The following is a 17,755-nucleotide window of genomic DNA, read 5'->3' on the forward strand; positions in this document are numbered from 1 at the left end:
GCAATGCCTGTCTGCATCAGACCTGCCCGAAAAAAGGCAAGTGCATTTTTCGTGGCAGTGCGCGTCTAGCCGTCAGGGTGCATGTCGCCCGGTCAGAAAAAAGGGGCTCTCATCATGAAATCCACTACATCCTTGATCGTCCGCTATCTCGCGACGTCCGTTTGTGTAATCGCCTTGGCGAGCGGTCAGTCCGCATTGGCACAAGATACGGACTCCGGCGCGAATGCGGGCGGCCAAGGAGAAGAGAACAAGAATTTTGACAACGAGATCGTCGTCAGCGCCTCGCGCATCGACCGCGACAATTTTGACGCACCGACACCCGTCATAAAATTCGGCGAAGCTGAGCTTGCCCAAGGCTTTCGGGGGAACGTCGCCCTCGCGCTTCAGGATTCACCGCAATTCAAGGCGAGCGTCTCGCCGGCCAATACCGGTGGATCGACCTATCCCGCGCTATCTCCGGTCGATCTTCGTGGTCTGAGCAATGGTGGCCAGCCGCGTACCCTGGTCCTGGTCGATGGTCGCCGCTACATCGGTGCAACCACCTATTTTGGCGGCGGCGATCTATCGCTGATTCCATCGTCGCTCGTGAAGCGGGTCGATGTCGTGACCGGCGGTGCGTCCGCAGCCTGGGGTTCAGGTGCTGTCGCTGGTGTTGCGAACGTAATTATCGATGAAAAACTGGATGGCTTCCGAGTGGGTGCCCGTGCCGGCATCTCGTCGCGTGGAGACAATGCCGAGCAGGCAGGCGATATCGCCTTCGGCAGTGACTTCGCCGGCGGACGCGGTCATATCCTGGTCGGCGGCGAGTATATCCAGAGCGACGGCATCACCCCAAAAACCGCGCGTGCCAATGCAGGCCGCTGGGCGTTGGTGGGCAATCCAAATTACACGCCCACCAACGGGGAGAAGGCCAATATACTTTCTCCCAATGTCGGTATTGCGAATGTAAGCTGGGCAGGTCTGATCCTGTCCGGTGTCAATGCGGGCAAGAGTTTTACAGACAACGGGTTGGCATTGCGTGATTTCAACAGCGGTCGTGTTACGGGGTCGAATGCGGTAGGCGGAGAACAGCCTTCGCTCGACGACGTGATCGCCCTGGCCGCACCCTATAAGCGGTATGCTGCGCTGGGTCGGCTTACATACGAGCTTTCCGATAGTCTGAAGGTAACTGCGGAGTTGCGTCATGCGCGTGTCTACGGCTCGTTTGACACGCTCGTCGACGTCAACCGTGGCAACATCTCGATCAGTGTTGACAACGCCTTCTTGCCGACGTCGGTCCGCGACCAGATGATCGGGGCCGGTGAAACGTCGTTCTCGATGGGACGCTTCAATGCTGATTTTGCGCAAACCATCACGAAGTTCGAGCGTGAATCGACAGAGGCGACGCTGGCCCTCGACGGAAAAATTGGCGACAATTGGCGTTGGTCGGCTTCCTATGTTCACGGCAAGCTGAACGAAAACACGGATATGTCGCAGCAGCGTATCATTCCGAACTTCAACCGCGCGGTCGATGCGGTAATCGACCCTGGCACGGGTTCACCGGCATGCCGGGTCAATGTCGATCTCGATCCGGGCAACAACGATTCCGCCTGTGTGCCGATCAACATCTTCGGCCTTGGTAATGTCTCGCAGCAGGCGCGCGACTATGTGCTCGGCACCGGCTATTTCCATGCTGAGCGCACGCTCGACGCCTTTGGCCTGAACCTGCGTGGCGAGCCGGTATCTCTTTGGGCCGGGCCCGTTTCAGTCGCGGTTGGTGCCGAAGTTCGACGTGATTCCCTCCTGGCGAATGTCAGCGCCAACGACCGTGCTCGTGTTCTCGGCATCGTCAACCAGGCGCAATTTCCCAAGGAGCATATGTGGACGAAGGAGGGATTTGCTGAAGTCATTATCCCTTTGCTTAGAGATGTTCCGCTCGCGCAGCTGATGGAGTTCCAGGGCGCCGCGCGAATTACCGACGATCTCAGCGGATCGGTCTGGTCATGGAAGCTGGGTCTGACCAACAAGGTATCAGATGATATACGCCTGCGCTTCGCACATTCGCGCGACATTCGTTCGCCGTCGATAGCCGAGTTGTTCGCGCCGATCGCGCCCGTCGGCCTTGCCACACTTATTGATACGGCAAACAGCGATCCGTCAAAACGAAATGACCCCGTCTTTGTTCAGACCTTTTCCGGACGCGCGGGGCCACTGCTACCTGAAACGTCGGATACGACCAGCTTTGGCACAACGCTCACGCCGTCGTTCATTCCAGGCCTGAGCATTTCCGCAGACTATTACACGATTACCATCGATGGAGCGATCGGCACGGTAACGGCCCAGAACCAGATCAACGGATGCGCGCAAGGCATTGCGGCATTCTGTGCCGGCCTGACGCGGAACTCTGACGGCGTATTGACCCAGGTTGTCGGTTCACTCGTCAACCTCTCGCAATTCAAGACCAGCGGTATCGACGGTGCAGTCGAATATAAGCTGCCTGTACCGGAGTCGTTCGGCACCATGCAACTGCAAAGTACGGTCAATTGGGTGCGCAAGTTCCAGACAACCGATCCGCTGAGCGGGACCACTGTCAGCTACCTTGGCATGACGGGCTCACAATTCTCTCTGGCGGTTCCGCGAGTGCGCTGGAATACCACACTCTACTACGCTAAGGGTGACTTCCAGGCCAATCTGCGTACGCGGTTCATTTCCAAATCGAAATATGACCGCAACAACAATACTATCCAGAATAATAGCCGTCCCGCCTTCATGTATCTTGACTTAGGCGTGAACTGGGACGTCCAGCGGGACGATAACCAGACGCTGTCACTCTATTTCAATGTTAACAACCTGCTGGACAAGGCGCCTCCGCCGGAATCGCGCAATACCAGCTTCTACGATGTTGTCGGTCGCTTCTTCGTAGCCGGTGCGCGGGTGAAGTTCTGATAACAGGGACGGCTATCCCCCTGAGTGTGAATAAATGGCGGAGGCGGCGATATCTTCGGGACATAATCTCGCGGAACGCCGCCTTTTCCATTGAGAATTCTTGACGGACCCCCGCAATTTTCAATGAGCCCGGACTATCGAACTCCGGTACTGGGCATCCAGACGGATGAGGACATCGATTTAATCGCAATCTGTGCGTTCGAACCCTGCATGGCTACGGCATCGACGTTTCGCCCAATCTGATTTCGACGATCGCCGATGCTGTCCTGGAAGTCTTCGCCATCCCGTTCTTCGCCGTCCCCGAGGGCGTGCGACTGACCTTCTACACTACGCACGCAATCGAAGCGCTGAACTCGAAGCTGCGCCGTGCGGTTCGGCCGCGTGGCCACTTCCCAGGTGACGATACCGCGATCAGGCGGCTATACCTCGTGCGCACAACGCAGCTCAGGAATGGAAACGGCCACCGCGCCAGTGGTCCGAGGCAAAGACCCAGTTCGCCGCGATCTTCGGCGAACGGTTCGTCATCTGATGACGATAAAACGGTCTCGCGCACAAGATTACTGATATTCCCTGGAATTGCGCGGCATCCAGCCAGCCACCACACTCTGCCGCGTTCGTCTGACAGAGCCTTAGTAATCTTTATTTATCGTAGCACGTCCCCGATCAAGGACAATCAGTAAATTTGTCGCGGACAACCAGGCGATCGCGCCGCCCGACAGCTGGCCGCTCGTGCCGAAATCCGCCGAAGCGGTAGCGATTCGCCGCGAGCGGCTGGCGATGCTGCAAAACAGTGCTGCACCCGACGATCGGGCGCTGAAAAACCGGGAAATTCACAATTCGCTTGCACTCCCCCAATATCCGGACTGGAAAATTGGCTGAAACAGCGCCTCAGCCGGTCGCGGTGGGCTTGAACGGCAAGATCGGTGTGGGCTGGTAACGGGTCAGGCGCCATCGGCCATCTTCCTTCGCCCAGACCGTCATCAATCGGGCGTGCAGCGAGATTGGCGCTTCCTTGCCGACCAGCGTGGCTTCCACGCGTTCCTCGCTGGTGACGACAGCCGCCTCACCATAGATGGCGATCTCCTGATCGCTCACCTCGATCTTCTGAAGCCGCATGCGGTCTCCCGCCGAGACGAAGCCGGCCTTGTTGTCCTGCGTGCCCCCAAGATGAAAAAAGATGAGGCTGTCCGACACGAGCCGGTCGAGCACCGCTCGGTCGGCGGTCAGAAGTGCCTCCCGCAGCTGCCGTGCATGTCGGGCGATCATATCAGCGCTTCCTGTCACTGCTGTCTCCATCTCGATTTCAGGTTCAGCTCGAAAGCAATGTTGCAAGGTGAGGATCGAGCGCGGGGTCGCCGCTCGCCCGGGCGTTTGTGGATACGCGAAAAAACAAGCCGTGATTGTCAAACAATGCAACTGGAGGTTTGGACGATTTTTCCTGTGCCGATGATAAGTGTCGCAAACGCGGTGGCAAGACGTTCTTGCGATGGCGCTCGAGCGCCTGGATGCCGAACGCGGTGGAGATATGGCCTTGCCGCCGTCCGGCCCGTGCCTGAAGCCCGACGACAGGATAAGAAGCGTTAATCGCGAGGAGACCGCGATTTGTCGATACCCAATTCGGTGCGACCCGCTCGCGGGGTAACCCGCTGGTCGATGCAATCCGTACCGCTTCCCGCTTGAACTCTTCTGTGTGCCTGATTATTTCACCGGTCTCCTGTTGCGCGCTTTAAGCGCGAAAAGCCGGTTCAAGTCCACAATGTCGGGCAGGATTGACCGGGCAGCTTCAAGCCAGGATGTTGCGGTTGACATCTTCGATGCGTGTACAGCCGGTGAGGCTCATCGCAAGCCGCATCTCACGCTCGATGAGATCAAGAAGAGTTTCAACGCCGCTTTGGCCGCGAGCCGCCAATGCGTACACCCAGGCGCGGCCGAGCAGAACTCCGTGGGCACCGAGCGCGAGCATACGAAGGACATCGAGCCCCGTTCGAACGCCGGAGTCCGCCAGTACCGTAAGATCGCTTCCGACAGCTTCCACGATAGCAGGAAGCGCTGCCGTTGTCGAAAGCGCGCCATCGAGTTGTCGGCCGCCATGATTTGAAACGACGATACCATCTGCGCCCAGATCGCGAGCTGCTCTTGCATCGTCCGGTTCGAGAATCCCCTTGATGACGAGAGACCCTTTCCATGTGGATCTGATCCACTCAAGATCCCGCCACTGAATGGATGGGTCGAAGTTTTTGGCGAGCCAGCCCATAAAGTCGGTCAAGCCACTGTTAGTACCCAGAATAGGCGCTATATTGCCCAGGCGATGTGGTCTGCCACAAACTCCCACGTCCCATGCCCAGGCTGGCTTTTTGATGGCCTGAAGCAGCCGTCGGGAGGAAGCGAGGGGGCCGGACATACCTGAATGCGCGTCTCGATAGCGAGCGCCGGGCACCGGCATGTCCACCGTGAAGACAAGGGTTTCGCAACCTTCTTCGGCTGCCACCGCGAGAAGGTCGCGCATAAATGCGCGATCGCGGATCACATAGAGCTGGAACCATATTGAACCTGAGCTACGTACGACTTCCGCGATGTCGCAGACGGAAACGGTCGAGAGGCAAAAGGGGATTTTTCGTGATTGCGCAGCGCGAGCGGCCTGAACCTCCCCGCGTCGAGCATACATGCCTGTCAGGCCGACAGGTGCCAGACCCACGGGGAGGCCATATTTCTTGCCGAACCAGCGCGTTTCAAGACTGATGTCCGATACATTACGGAGAACGCGCTGGCGAAGGTGAATTCGCGACAGATCTTCGACATTGCGGCGGAGTGTATCCTCTCCATAGGAGCCGCCATCGATATAGTCGAAAAGAAAGCGTGGCAATCGCCGCTGAGCGGCGGATCGAAAATCTGCTCCCGAACTTATAATCATGAGTTTTCCGGCGCTATTGGTTGGAGATGGGCGGTCTTCACCAGCTAGGGTCCGTACGTCAGTTCGGCTTTACAGGCTTCCAGCGCCGCTATGCCAGCGACAGAGAAGGATCTGAGGCACCGACCTCTTCCGGGCCGCCGACGCGGCCGAAAGGTCGGCGAAGCCCCGCTTGCTCCAGAAGAGGCAGCACCTGGCTGTTGAAGCGTTCGATCCCGTCGAGATAATCTACCCAGGTAAAAAGCACGCCGTCCAAGCCTGCATGGGATAGCATCTCCAGCCTCGCGGCGATATGGCTCGGGGTTCCCACGAGTGGAAATCCGCCGGCGCCGGCCGCGAACCGATCGCGAACCTGTTCAAGGAATTCCCGCGAGAGGCCATTTGATTCCTGAGCGGTCTTCTCGATCAAGGCATCGACGCTGGCGCGATTCTGATGAATGACGGAATAATATTTCAGATAGTCCTCAGCCTCGCGCTGGGTATCGCGCTGGACCACAAACGTATGGGCCCATACCTGTACATCGCGTCCGAACATTTCCCGAGCGAGGCGCTTATAGGATGTGATACCCTCACGGACATCCTCGGGCTCTTCCGAGGGCAGGCCGATGAAACACACATCGGCGTGTTCGCACGCGAACCGCTTGCCGCGCTCGGAAGTTCCGGCGTTCATAATGAGGGGACCGCCCCCCTGGACGGGCTTGGGAAGAGAGACCCCGCCGACGATGTCGAAGAACTCGCCATGATGGTCGAACTCTTCAGACGAACGCCAAAGCATTCTGACGAGCTTCAACCACTCGGCAAGATGCTCGTACCGCTGGGCATGCTCTCGAAGCGGAGCCCCGAACATTTCGAGCTCCGGTCGATTCCATCCGCCAACGACGTTCAATGTCAGGCGGCCGTCCGAAATATGATCGATCGTAGCCGTCTGTTTGGCCGCCAGGACGGGATGCATGGACGCTGCGTGTGAAGTTACGAATATCCCGATCTGTTTTGTAGCCTGCGCGATGCCGGCAGCCCATGTGAAGGGATCAAGGGCATAGGCGGAAACATGATCGGGTTTGTCCTTGAGATAGCCCTTCCATCTCGCAAACGGCACAATCGCCTCGTAGCCAGCATCATCGACCGCGCATGCCGCGCGCAGCGAGAGGGACCAATCTTGCTGGTTGGCTTCCGGAACCCGTGTGTGCTGGGCGGTTCCCCGGCCGTTCGTGCAAAAGATACCCAGCTTCAGCTTGTTAGGGCTGCCAATGATCGGGTTGTTCGTCATATATTTCGCCCAATCGGTGAACGTTTCTTGCATGCTGGCCCGTAATCTCGCGCATAGCTCGGCATGGCTTTCCAGTCGCCTGGCGCCGAGGCGATCAAGGCGTTTCACGCCAGGGCATCGCCGTGGCGGCCAAACGTATAGCTATCATGCGGGCGTTCTGGCTTGCGCGGCAACTTCGGCAAACGTCGCCTCATCAACGATCCAGGCATCACCCTCCGGCTTCAGATAAATGCCGGTCGGACCCGAGAAGTGGGAGCCCAGCAGTAGCGAGTTGCGATCCGCGACACGTTCCAGAACAGTTCGCCGGGTGGATCTCGCCATGTCCTGGTTCCAACAGAAATTGTCACCAATGTGCGGGATCGCCACCTGGACAGGGTGATGAATAAGATCGCCGGTGATGATGGCCTCCTGGCCTTCGGACGAAATCACGATGGCGCAGTGTCCTGGCGTATGGCCGGGCGTCGGTTCAAGACGGACTTCATCCACAATGACGTGATCGGCGTCGACGAAGACCGCTAAGCCCGCATCGATGATCGGCCTGATCGAATCGCCCATAACGGCAATGGAATCGCGGTGATCATCCGAGCGAATATGCTCATACTCCGCTTTTGCGAATATATACCGGGCATTGGGAAATGTCGGCACCCAGGCGCCATCGACAAGCATCGTGTTCCAGCCGCAGTGATCGAGATGAAGGTGGGTGCAAAGCACATAATCGATGCTCTCGCGCCGCAAGCCCGCAGCTTCGAGACGCTCCAGAAAAGGACCATTGAGCTTGTGGAATTCGGGAATATCCCGCTCCTTGTCGTTCCCGATGCAGGGATCAACCAGGATACGCTTGCCGCTGGCCTCTATGATGAAGGCCTGGAAGTGCAGCGTGATGTTGCCTTCCTCGTCCGAAAAATGGGGGCAGAGCCAGTCGTTCCGCTTGACGATCTCGTCCTTCGTGGTCTGGATGAAATCTGCCGGATCTCCATTGAGCGGAGGCAGCTCCAGAACCCGCGTGATGCGTGCTGCACCGACGGTCCAGCGCCTGAAGGTTTCACTGTTTGTCACATTGGCTGCCATGGCGGTGCTCCTCAGACTTGTCAGGTTGCAAGGCTGATGGATCCGCAGCAGCGGCATCGATGTGCCGGCCCGAACCCAATGCGGGCTAGCGTCGGCATCCATGTCCTCTCCAGGCTCAACCTTTTTTACCCAAGACGAGCGCCCGATCGCCCCATTTTACCTTCGCCCTTTGCGGCGATCAGTCCAACCGGACATCGAGCACTTCGCAGATGAATGCCGTGTCAAATAGTCCCTGGGCGGCCTGGAGGCTACAATGATGCGATTATACCAGCCATAGCCGAACTGCTATGACAGGCCCTTGCTGGTATCGCGGGCGCCCTGTCGGCCAGATTGCTCCGTGCGATGATCGATTGAGGCATTTCCCGCTAACCCCAGTGCTCGCGCCTTGAGGTGCCCCCAAGCCCAGGATTAAAGTGGTTTGTCGGGTCCAGTGCGCGATAATGCTCCATGAGCGTGGGCTTTGCCTCATAGAGATGGCCGACATTGTGCTCGGCTGGATACTCAGCCCCGCGGTCATCGAGGATGTCGAGCAATTGGCGTTTCACTGCAGCCGCATCAGCGCCCTTGGCTAAAACATAGTCCTGATGAAAGACATGGCAGAAAAAGTGGCCGTAATAGATTTTCTTAACGAACTTATCGTCGAGCGGCACAGGAAGCTGCTCGAACCATTCGGCGTCGTTCCGTCGGAGGGCCACATCCAGGGATATGATATCCTCGACTTCCCGTCCGTGGAGCGCCCGGTACCGCATCGCAGCGCCCGCGATTGCGAACCGATGGAGAAACGCCTTGGCAGCTTCGGCTTCGGTGCATTGAAAAAAATCGCCCGCTTGGTTCGGATATCGTCTCTCAAGATATTGTTGCGCTTCCGAGATGCCTGTTCCGCCCATCTTGAGAACGAGGTGATGCGCGAAGCGATCACGGTACTGCCGCATTCGTTGTGGCAGGTGATCGGCAAACAATCTGCCAGCGAGCTGGAGGAGGCGATCGCTGAGATGTTCGGGCAGGACGGGAAGCTTGCGTACTAGCTCGTCTATGCGTGATTTTAAGGAGAACAGGAGCGGAAGGCGGGCGGTCCCTAACCGCTCGATCGCGATCACCATATCCTTGCCATAAAGCGCCGCAACGTCGAACGCCTCGCGATGAAAATATTCCCCCGAGATCGGAAGCGCGTTGAAGTCGCGTAACACATCTCGGCGGAGCTGCGCGAGATCGCTGACGCTGCTGCTCCCGATATAAAAGGTCGCGGTCGCGGCGTCTTTCGGGAAAGTATCCAGGCGCGCCGCAAGCAGCGCCACCCTTCCGGCGCTCCCGGATGCCTCGTATAACCGGGCCTGATCTGCATTGAAGCGGGCGGGCGTGTGCTCGTCGATTTTTCGCACATGATCGCTATAGTCGCGATCCGATGCCCTGCGGTCGTCTGAAAGCTCGATATCATCCGGCCCGAAAGTGCCCGCTTCAACCCGACGCAAAATCTCTTCAGGTTCCTCGCCGAGAGTGATGCCCAGATGGTTCACCAGCCGCAGCTGACCATCGTTCCCGACCTGCGCGAACAGAGCCATCTCGGTGTAGGCGGGTCCCCGCTGAATGAGGGCGCCACCTGAATTATTGCAGATCCCGCCCAGCACGGACGCTCCGATGCATGATGATCCGATTACGGAATGTGGATCACGTCCGAGCGGCTGCAGAAGCGTTTCGAGCTCGTGGAGGGTTGTGCCCGGCAGACAGACAACCTGTTGCCCCCCATTGATTAGATGGATGCCCTTGATGCGAAGGGTGTTGATGACGATAACGTGGCGGTCATAGGTCCCATGGGGCGTCGATCCGCCGGTCAACCCGGTGTTGGCCGACTGCATTATAACGATGGCCCGCGCGTCCACGCAGACGGACAATACGCGCCAGATTTCGACGAGAGTGCCAGGGCGTACAACCGCGAGGGCGGGGCCTCCGCCCCAGCGATATCCCGTGGTGAAGCGGCTGGTTCGCGCGGGGCCAGTCAGGACGTGGCGCCTGCCGACGATGTCTTGCAAAGCGCGGGTCAGCGACTGTGGCGAAGCACGAGGTGCCATCATCGAATCAGTGTTCATGACGGCAGCTGAATCCCGGTGGTCGGCGTAGAACGTCCAGATGCGATCATGAGCCTGGCGCTTCCCTTGAACAATCCGGCTTGGGTGGAGGATTTTAGCGGCGGTGATGTTTGAGATCGCCAACGAGTCCGGTCACGATTTGGCGTGACCGGAAGAGCCATCGTCCATCGACCTTTTCAAATCGGTCATTATACCGTCCGCAGGCGATTGGCTGGAGCGGGAAACCTTCGGTGGCTTGAAAAGTCGTCACATAGGAACATGCCGAAGCCCCCCGGGGCGGTTCCTCGATCTCGAGTATGATGTTACTCGTAACGTGGCGCGTGCGCGGCGTGCCGTCATCATAGGTTTTGAGCGCCCTGATCAAGAATGCCTCGACCGCATCGGCACCTGAAGCTGGAGGATTGTCATTGAGCGTGAGTTCTCCGTGACTGAACAGCTGGCCTGCTCCCGCGTAGTCGCCATCATCGATCAGGAATGCATAGCGCGCCATCAAATTGGTAATGGCGCGCTCGTCACTAACGATATCTGACATGTCCTGACCTCACGAAAGCGCTGCGATCATAAGGTAGCGACAAGGGCATGCCGCCAGCCGTGACCGACGGTTGATAGTCCATTGCCAGGCAGATCACACCGTCACCCTCCTGCATGCCGTCGGCCGGCCCAATCGTCACGATTCTGACCTTGGGTCTCAAAGTGCACCTTCGATCAGCGTGACACCCGGCCAGTCGCCGGCGTCCACACGGGCGCGAATGGTCTGGCGCAAGAGTGCCTCGAACGCATTGACCGCGGCCGTTCTGGGATGGGTGCGCAATGTACTGATCGTCCATGTGACCGAGAGATTCGCGATTGCCACCGCCTCCATATCATAACGCCTGGAGCCCATCGCGCATCCGGTCATCACCACATAGCCAAGACCGAGCTCGGACAGTTCCAGCATCATTGACGCGCTTGTCTTGATTACGACGTTTTGCGAGCGCCCCAGCCGCGCCAGCCGCTGGTCGGTACGTTTGGCCACTACCGTAGCGTTATATTGGCGTATCGTCGGTCGCTCAGCCAGATCGGCCATGGAAATCTCCTTAAGCTCGGCAAGTCCGCAACCCTTGGGGCCGAACAGATATGCCGCGTCATGAGCAACCGGACTGGAGTCGATCTCGGGGTCATCCTCGACCATGGTGAGTACCGCAAAGTCAAGATATTGCGATTTGAGCATACCCTCGAGCGTTTCGCTTGAGTCTGCGATAACGTTGAGCCGGACATCCGGATACTGCTCGTTGAACTGCTTGACGACCGGTGCGGTGATGCCCTCGGACCAGGACCAAGGCAGGCCCACCGAGAGTTCTCCCTGAGGCTCGGTCTGCCTTGCCAGCAATTCCTCCGAAAGTATGTCGATGTCCGCCAGGATGGCTTGCGCCCGCGTGGTGAGCAAACGACCCGATTCCGTCAGCCGCACACCTCGACCATGTCGCATCAAAAGCTTCACGCGCAAATGATTTTCAAGATGCGCGACATGACGGGTGAGCGCCGGCTGTGTGATGTGCAACTCGCCGGCCGCGCGCGTTATGCTGCCGTGTTCAGCGATTTTCAGGAAATAGCGCAAGCTCAATATGTTCATGTCAACTCCCTGGAGGCTTAAATAAGAGCCGCCCCCAAAGATCAAGCCATAACCGCAATGTTATACCGGAAATGCCGCTATGGGCGCTGTTTGGCGGGGCAGGCAGCGCGTAGCATCGGGGCAGAGTGCGCCGTTCCGACGGCAGAAGGGCGTTCAACTGGAGTGATACATGAGTCTTGTCGCGATGGGCGATATCCCCGCCCTGTATGCCGAGCGCCTTGGTGGCGACCGCCTGTGCGTCGTCCATCAAGATGACCGTCTTTCATGGGGGGACATGGCGACACGCGTCAACCGTCGCGCCTGGGCCCTGAAGCGGCTTGGTATCGGCAAAGACGATATCGTGGCGCTCGTGCTGCCCAATGAAAATGCGGTATTCGAGCTCTCCTTTGCTCTCTGGAAGCTTGGAGCCACCCCATCGTCCATCTCGGCACGGCTGCCGGAGGACGAGCTCAGGGCGGTGCTCGATCTTGCCCGTCCACGTGCCGTCTTCGCGTCCGATCCTGCTATCCGTGCGGCAACGGGGGCGCTGCCCGCTGACTATGGTCTCGAACAAGGCAGCGATGAGCTGTTACCCTCGACTATCGGAAACCATTGGAAAGCCATGACGTCAGGCGGTTCGTCAGGGCGGCCAAAGATGATCGTCGACATGGGGCCGGGCGCCGTGAACATCGGTCAGCCCCTGCTCAACCTGCCCCAAGGGGGAACAGTGCTCAACGCTGGCCCGCTCTGCCACAATGCGCCGTTCACGTTCATGTCGATGGCGCTGCATCATGGCAACAGCGTCATCAGCATGCCGCGTTTTGATGCTGAGGAAACGCTGCGCCTCATTGAGCGCCATCGGGTCGCATGGGCAAATTTGGTGCCCACAATGATGAGCCGCATCTGGGCCTTACCCGAAAAAACGCGCTCGCGCTACAATCTTTCCTCGCTTGAGGCCGTGTGGCACACCGCCGCGCCGATGCCCGCCTGGCTCAAGGAGGCGTGGATCGACTGGATCGGGCCTGAGAAGGTCTGGGAAATCTACGGTGGAACCGAGCGACAGGGCAACACTGTCCTGAGTGGCATCGAGTGGCTGACCCATCGCGGGTCCGTCGGGCGCCCGATCAACTGCCATATTCGCATCCTTGGTGGAAATGGCCAGCAGTTGGGCCCTGGCAAGGTGGGAGAGATCCATTTTTTGCCCTTCACCGGCGCGGGCTCAACCTATCGCTATCTAGGCGCGGAGCCGCATCGTTCGGACGATGGCTACGAGACCATCGGCGATTTCGGGTGGCTGGACGAGGACGGGTATCTCTACATTGCCGATCGACGCGCCGATTTGATCTTGCGTGGTGGCGTGAATGTCTATCCCGCCGAAGTCGAGAATGCGCTGTCGGAGCATCCCGGCGTGGCACTTGCCGTCGTGATCGGCCTACCCGACAGGGACCTCGGAGCAGTGGTCCATGCTATCGTGAACCCTTCCCAGGACATGCCGGAAGCGCCGACAGCGGAAGCACTGAACGATTTCCTGGCCACCAGGCTCGCGCGTTTCAAACTGCCCGCAAGTTACGAATTCACCGACGAGCCTCTTCGCGACGAAGCGGGCAAGGTGCGACGTAGCCAGCTGCGCGCCGAAAGAATTTCGGCGCAATCGACTCTCGAAAGCGTGCCGTTCCACGGCTGACACCAGCCAACTCTCGCGACGGAAAAACGTCTATGGCATTCATCATCAGCCTCCTTCTCTTCGTCGTGCTTCTAGGCCTTTCCGATCGCAGGCTGCCCTGGCCTTCGAGCAAAGACGAGAAATGATTATCGGCCATTATGGTTTGGCCGCCGCCGTCAAGGCGCGCGAGCCCTCCATTCCTCTTTGGGTACTCATGTTGGCGACAGTCTGGATGGATGTCGTTTTCATCCCCTTCCTTGCCGTCGGCGTCGAGTGGATTGAACGGGTCCCCGGGGCGCCCCACTATGGCGGTCTCACCATACACGCGGACTATACGCATTCCCTGGTTGGGGCGGCACTGCTCGCGGTTGCGTTGGCCTGCCCGTCGGCGCGGAAATGGGGCGCCCGCAGCGGCCTGCTCGTGGGAGCCCTGGCGCTCTCTCACTGGTTTCTCGACGTGATTGTCCATCGGGATGATCTGCCCTTACTTCCCGGAAGCCCTGGCGGTTTGCCGAAGTTCGGGTTCGGTCTCTGGACTATGCCGGAGGCAGCATTGGCTCTGGAAATCCTCATCTTCGCCATGGGCATGTACGCGTACTGGCGGGCCGCCACCAATGCAGCGCTTGCGGGAAATGTCAGTCGATGCGTGGCCACCCGCAGCGCCTTCAAGGCGATTATCTTCGGCGCGATCGTCGTCATTCTCGATGTGACCGGTCTGGTCAGCTGATGGTGTCGTCGGCGTGCAATCAACGCATGGCTGTATTGTGACGGAGGCATGCGGCAAACGCATTTCAAGCGCTCATCCACGTGGACACCGAGCCCGTAGGCCGAAGATCAGGAGAAAAGAAGTGCAGGCACTCACGTCATCGTTATTCGACGGGAGCGAGGTCGCAGAGGACACGCTTGCGATGGCGGCCGGAGCAAAAGCCCGGCTCACGACGCTGCCGCCCCTATGGACCCCCGACCACGCCAAGCCAATCCGCGACGCGCGCAATACCGGGGTTGGCGGCTTTCCGACAATCATCCGCTCAGAGCGAGCCGAGACGCTGCATATTGAACGATCTGACGGCGAAGTGCCCGTCCGGGTCATAGCGGCGCCGGCGCCCAAGGGCATTTACCTCCATTTCCACGGCGGCGGCTGGTTCATGGGCGCTGCCGATCTCCAGGATCCCATGCTCGTGCGTTACGCGGACGAGGCAAACGTCGTTTGCGTGAGCGTCGACTATCGACTGGCACCAGAGCATCCCTTCCCGGCGGCGCTGGATGACGGTGTGGCGGTGGCCAAATGGCTGGTGGACAATGCGGTAGACAAATGGGGCGTGGACAGGATTGTGGTTGGCGGCGATTCCTCGGGGGCGCATCTTGCCGCATTGACCCTGATCGAGATGCGCGATGCGTTCGATGTCCGCTTTTCCGGCGCGCATTTCGTCTACGGCTTTTTCGATCTTGCATTAACGCCCTGGGCGCAGCAATTCGGTGACGCGCGCAGCACCCCGCGTACAACGGATTTGCATGGCTTTGTGGACGCTTTCATCGGTCCTGACCGCGATCGCCGATCTCCCGATGTTTCCCCATTCTATGCCGATTTGGCCGGCGCATGCCCAGCGCTGTTCCTTGTCGGTACCGAAGATGCGCTGCTTGAGGACAGCCTCTTCATGCACATGCGCTGGCTGGCCGCCGGAAGTCCGAGCGAACTGCGGGTCTATCCCGGGGCCCCGCACAATTTTGTTGCCATGCCCTGCAGAGCTGCCGCCGATGCGCATGAAAGGGCTATCGCGTTCATCAAGAAATGCCTGACCTGAGACGGTTCTTATGGCGGCCACCGGGCAATCCGGCATGGCTCCAATAAAGACTGACGATTGGATGCCTCAACCGAGGTCGAATATATTGGGAGAAACGGCATCCCGCCTGCCAGCCCGACAACAGGAAGGTCTGTCTAGTGAGTTTCGAATATGGCGCCGCGTCGAGTGGCCGGGCGCAGGACATTGCGGACCGTGTTGACGCTTTTGTCCGTGAAAAGGTCATTCCCTACGAGCGTGACCCGCGTCTTGGTGGACATGGGCCGACCGACGAACTGGTCCAGGAGCTGCGGGAGAAGGCGAGGGCCGCTGGTGTGTTGACGCCGCACATCATGAGCGACGGAACCCATCTGACGCAGAGCGAGACAGCCGCGGTTTTCGTTCGATCAGGCCTTTCTCCGTTGGGACCGCTCGCGTGCAACACCATGGCGCCCGATGAGGGAAATATGTATCTGCTTGGCAAGGTTGGCTCGCCCGAACAGAAGGCGCACTTTCTCGAACCATTGGTATCGGGGGCGGCGCGATCGGCTTTTTTCATGACCGAGCCCGCGGAGGAGGGGGGCGCAGGCTCCGATCCTTCGATGATGAAGACGACCTGTCAGCTGGACGGCAACCACTGGGTAATCAACGGCCGGAAGAAGTTCATCACCGGTGCCGAAGGCGCAAAAGTTGGCATTGTCATGGCCAGATCGGATGATGGTGCGTGCATGTTCCTAGTCGACCTTCCCGATGCGGCGATCAGAACAACCCGCGTGCTGGACACGATCGACAGCTCGATGCCCGGCGGCCATGCCGAGATCGACATCGTGGACCTTCGCGTGCCAGCCGACCAGATGCTCGGTGCATCGGGGGAAGGGTTCAAATATGCGCAGGTGCGCCTGAGCCCTGCGCGCCTGTCTCATTGCATGCGTTGGCTGGGCCTTGCCATTCGCGCCAACGAAATCGCGAGCGACTATGCCTGTCGCCGCCAGGCATTCGGCAAGGCTCTCATCGATCACGAGGGCGTGGGCTTCATGCTGGCGGATAACCTCATCGACCTCAGGCAGTCGGAACTGATCATCGCGTGGTGCGCGGGCGTGCTCGACACCGGTTCCCTTGGTACCGTCGAGAGCTCAATGACGAAGGTTGCGGTATCCGATGCTCTTTTCCGCGTGGTCGATCGCTGCGTTCAGGTCATGGGGGGCAGCGGCGTAAGCGGAGATACAATCGTCGAGCAGGCTTTCCGTGAAATACGCGCCTTTCGCATCTATGACGGGCCGACCGAGGTGCACAAATGGTCTCTCGCAAAGAAGATCAAGCATGACTGGTCGGCCGCACGGGCAAGCGTGGCACAGTGACGGAGCAGTCCGGCGCGAATTCGGGTACAACCACCGTTCGCGAAGGCTATGCCTTCGACATCCTCGCGCTCGACCGCTGGATGAAAGATCATGTAGACGGCTTTGCCGGACCGCTGACGATCGAGCAATTCAAAGGCGGGCAATCGAACCCCACCTATAAGCTCACGACCCCGCAGCGATCCTACGTGCTTCGCCGCAAGCCCCCCGGCCAGCTTCTCAAGGGAGCACATGCTGTCGATCGCGAGGCCAGGGTCCTTATGGCTTTGGGCAGAGCGGGGTTTCCGGTCGCTCATGTCTACGGTCTGTGCACTGATGAGACTGTGATCGGCACCTGGTTCTATGTCACGGCGATGGTCGAGGGTCGAATCTTCTGGGATGCCACGATGCCGGGCATGTCGCCCGGCGCGCGCGCCGCTCACTTTGACGCGATGAACGATGCTATCGCAGCATTGCACAGTATCGATTTCATAGCCATCGGGCTCGCCGACTTCGGCCGATCAGGCAATTATTTCGAGCGTCAGATCGCGCGCTGGTCGAAGCAATATCTTGAAGACGCCGAGGCAGGACGTGACCCTAATATGGACCGCCTTGTCGACTGGCTGCCTCGGCACATTCCGGCTGGCGACGAGACCAGCATTGTCCATGGCGATTTTCGCTGCGACAATATGATCTTCCATCCGACTGAGCCAAGGGTTTTGGCCGTGCTCGATTGGGAATTGTCGACATTGGGACACCCGGGCGCGGATTTTGCCTATCACGCGATGATGTTCCGAATGCCGCCGCATATCGTGGCCGGTCTTGGCGGCGCGGATTTTGCGGCTCTCGGTATTCCTTCCGAAGCTGATTATCTCTCCGCATATTGCGCGCAGCGCGGTCTGGCGGGCATGCCGGGTTACGATTTCTACATCGCGTTCAACTTCTTTCGGCTGGCGGCAATCTTCCATGGGATCAAGGGCCGCGTCCTCAGGGGGACTGCCTCTTCGGCCCAAGCACGCGAGCGGGTTGCTGTCCTGCCAGAACTGATGGCCATCGCCTGGCGTCAGGCGGAAAGGGTTGGGGCAGGGGCGTGAGCCATAAGATTGAGGTTATGCCGGGAATGTGTTCGCCTGGCTG

Annotated in this window: 14 protein-coding genes and 1 pseudogene; 8 read left to right on the forward strand and 7 right to left on the reverse strand. The window is 59.1% G+C overall.

Translation table 11 applies throughout. The annotated features are described in order from the left end of the window. Window positions 1–114 precede the first annotated feature (114 nt). The 3 genes and pseudogenes from ACFQ00_RS11770 (at window position 115) to ACFQ00_RS11780 (ending at window position 3,804) form a co-directional block, all read left to right on the forward strand. Window positions 115–2,925 (forward strand): TonB-dependent receptor plug domain-containing protein, encoded by a 2,811-nt coding sequence (locus ACFQ00_RS11770; protein ID WP_381490784.1) that lies wholly within the window; start codon window positions 115–117, stop codon window positions 2,923–2,925. A gap of 281 nt (window positions 2,926–3,206) precedes the next feature. Continuing rightward, window positions 3,207–3,454: pseudogene (locus tag ACFQ00_RS11775) on the forward strand (transposase); the annotation flags it as partial. A gap of 200 nt (window positions 3,455–3,654) precedes the next feature. Beyond that, the gene (locus tag ACFQ00_RS11780) at window positions 3,655–3,804 is read left to right on the forward strand and encodes a hypothetical protein (RefSeq protein WP_381490787.1); all 150 of its coding nucleotides are present in this window, start codon (window positions 3,655–3,657) and stop codon (window positions 3,802–3,804) included. A gap of 9 nt (window positions 3,805–3,813) precedes the next feature. On the opposite strand, the gene ACFQ00_RS11785 is transcribed toward ACFQ00_RS11780, so the two are convergent. From ACFQ00_RS11785 to ACFQ00_RS11815, 7 genes are all read right to left on the reverse strand, one after another. Continuing rightward, window positions 3,814–4,191, reverse strand: a complete 378-nt coding sequence (locus tag ACFQ00_RS11785) for a nuclear transport factor 2 family protein (protein ID WP_381490790.1) — start codon at window positions 4,189–4,191, stop codon at window positions 3,814–3,816. A gap of 517 nt (window positions 4,192–4,708) precedes the next feature. Continuing rightward, window positions 4,709–5,836: an FMN-dependent L-lactate dehydrogenase LldD gene (lldD, locus tag ACFQ00_RS11790; RefSeq protein ID WP_381490793.1), complete on the reverse strand. Its 1,128-nt coding sequence runs from the start codon at window positions 5,834–5,836 to the stop codon at window positions 4,709–4,711. 88 nt (window positions 5,837–5,924) lie between these two features. Beyond that, window positions 5,925–7,208, reverse strand: a complete 1,284-nt coding sequence (locus ACFQ00_RS11795) for an LLM class flavin-dependent oxidoreductase (protein WP_381490796.1) — start codon at window positions 7,206–7,208, stop codon at window positions 5,925–5,927. Window positions 7,209–7,244: 36 nt separating this feature from the next. Continuing rightward, complete coding sequence (locus ACFQ00_RS11800; protein WP_381490799.1) at window positions 7,245–8,168, reverse strand: MBL fold metallo-hydrolase; 924 nt, start codon at window positions 8,166–8,168, stop codon at window positions 7,245–7,247. A gap of 365 nt (window positions 8,169–8,533) precedes the next feature. Continuing rightward, the gene (gene dld, locus ACFQ00_RS11805) at window positions 8,534–10,375 is read right to left on the reverse strand and encodes a D-lactate dehydrogenase (RefSeq protein ID WP_381490802.1); all 1,842 of its coding nucleotides are present in this window, start codon (window positions 10,373–10,375) and stop codon (window positions 8,534–8,536) included. Further along, window positions 10,347–10,784, reverse strand: coding sequence for a nuclear transport factor 2 family protein (locus ACFQ00_RS11810; protein WP_381490805.1), 438 nt, complete (start codon window positions 10,782–10,784; stop codon window positions 10,347–10,349). Before ACFQ00_RS11810 ends, dld begins: the two co-directional genes overlap by 29 nt. A gap of 156 nt (window positions 10,785–10,940) precedes the next feature. Beyond that, window positions 10,941–11,864: a LysR family transcriptional regulator gene (locus ACFQ00_RS11815; RefSeq protein WP_381490807.1), complete on the reverse strand. Its 924-nt coding sequence runs from the start codon at window positions 11,862–11,864 to the stop codon at window positions 10,941–10,943. Window positions 11,865–12,033: 169 nt separating this feature from the next. Between ACFQ00_RS11815 and ACFQ00_RS11820 the strand changes: the two genes are divergently transcribed. The 5 genes from ACFQ00_RS11820 to ACFQ00_RS11840 all read left to right on the forward strand — a co-directional run bounded on the left by ACFQ00_RS11820 (window position 12,034) and on the right by ACFQ00_RS11840 (window position 17,712). Continuing rightward, a complete protein-coding gene (locus ACFQ00_RS11820; protein WP_381490810.1) occupies window positions 12,034–13,527 on the forward strand; it encodes an AMP-binding protein in 1,494 nt (497 codons plus the stop codon). Window positions 13,528–13,648: 121 nt separating this feature from the next. Further along, on the forward strand, window positions 13,649–14,233 hold the full coding sequence (locus tag ACFQ00_RS11825) for a hypothetical protein (RefSeq protein ID WP_381490813.1): 585 nt from the start codon (window positions 13,649–13,651) through the stop codon (window positions 14,231–14,233). Between the two features lie 121 nt (window positions 14,234–14,354). Then, window positions 14,355–15,308, forward strand: coding sequence for an alpha/beta hydrolase (locus ACFQ00_RS11830; RefSeq protein ID WP_381490816.1), 954 nt, complete (start codon window positions 14,355–14,357; stop codon window positions 15,306–15,308). Between the two features lie 137 nt (window positions 15,309–15,445). Beyond that, window positions 15,446–16,642, forward strand: a complete 1,197-nt coding sequence (locus ACFQ00_RS11835) for an acyl-CoA dehydrogenase family protein (RefSeq protein WP_381490819.1) — start codon at window positions 15,446–15,448, stop codon at window positions 16,640–16,642. Further along, on the forward strand, window positions 16,639–17,712 hold the full coding sequence (locus ACFQ00_RS11840) for a phosphotransferase (RefSeq protein ID WP_381490822.1): 1,074 nt from the start codon (window positions 16,639–16,641) through the stop codon (window positions 17,710–17,712). Before ACFQ00_RS11835 ends, ACFQ00_RS11840 begins: the two co-directional genes overlap by 4 nt. Window positions 17,713–17,755: the final 43 nt, after the last annotated feature.

This window comes from Sphingosinicella xenopeptidilytica, from assembly GCF_042676985.1.
In the GTDB taxonomy this organism is placed as follows: domain Bacteria; phylum Pseudomonadota; class Alphaproteobacteria; order Sphingomonadales; family Sphingomonadaceae; genus Sphingosinicella; species Sphingosinicella xenopeptidilytica.

Excerpts from the sequence above, each read along its gene's own strand:
- ACFQ00_RS11770 (WP_381490784.1), top strand. The coding sequence starts at position 115 with ATGAAATCCACTACATCCTTGATCGTCCGCTATCTCGCGACGTCCGTT.
- ACFQ00_RS11785 (WP_381490790.1), bottom strand. The coding sequence starts at position 4,191 with ATGATCGCCCGACATGCACGGCAGCTGCGGGAGGCACTTCTGACCGCC.
- lldD (WP_381490793.1), bottom strand. The coding sequence starts at position 5,836 with ATGATTATAAGTTCGGGAGCAGATTTTCGATCCGCCGCTCAGCGGCGA.
- ACFQ00_RS11800 (WP_381490799.1), bottom strand. The coding sequence starts at position 8,168 with ATGGCAGCCAATGTGACAAACAGTGAAACCTTCAGGCGCTGGACCGTC.
- ACFQ00_RS11810 (WP_381490805.1), bottom strand. The coding sequence starts at position 10,784 with ATGTCAGATATCGTTAGTGACGAGCGCGCCATTACCAATTTGATGGCG.
- ACFQ00_RS11815 (WP_381490807.1), bottom strand. The coding sequence starts at position 11,864 with ATGAACATATTGAGCTTGCGCTATTTCCTGAAAATCGCTGAACACGGC.
- ACFQ00_RS11820 (WP_381490810.1), top strand. The coding sequence starts at position 12,034 with ATGAGTCTTGTCGCGATGGGCGATATCCCCGCCCTGTATGCCGAGCGC.
- ACFQ00_RS11825 (WP_381490813.1), top strand. The coding sequence starts at position 13,649 with ATGATTATCGGCCATTATGGTTTGGCCGCCGCCGTCAAGGCGCGCGAG.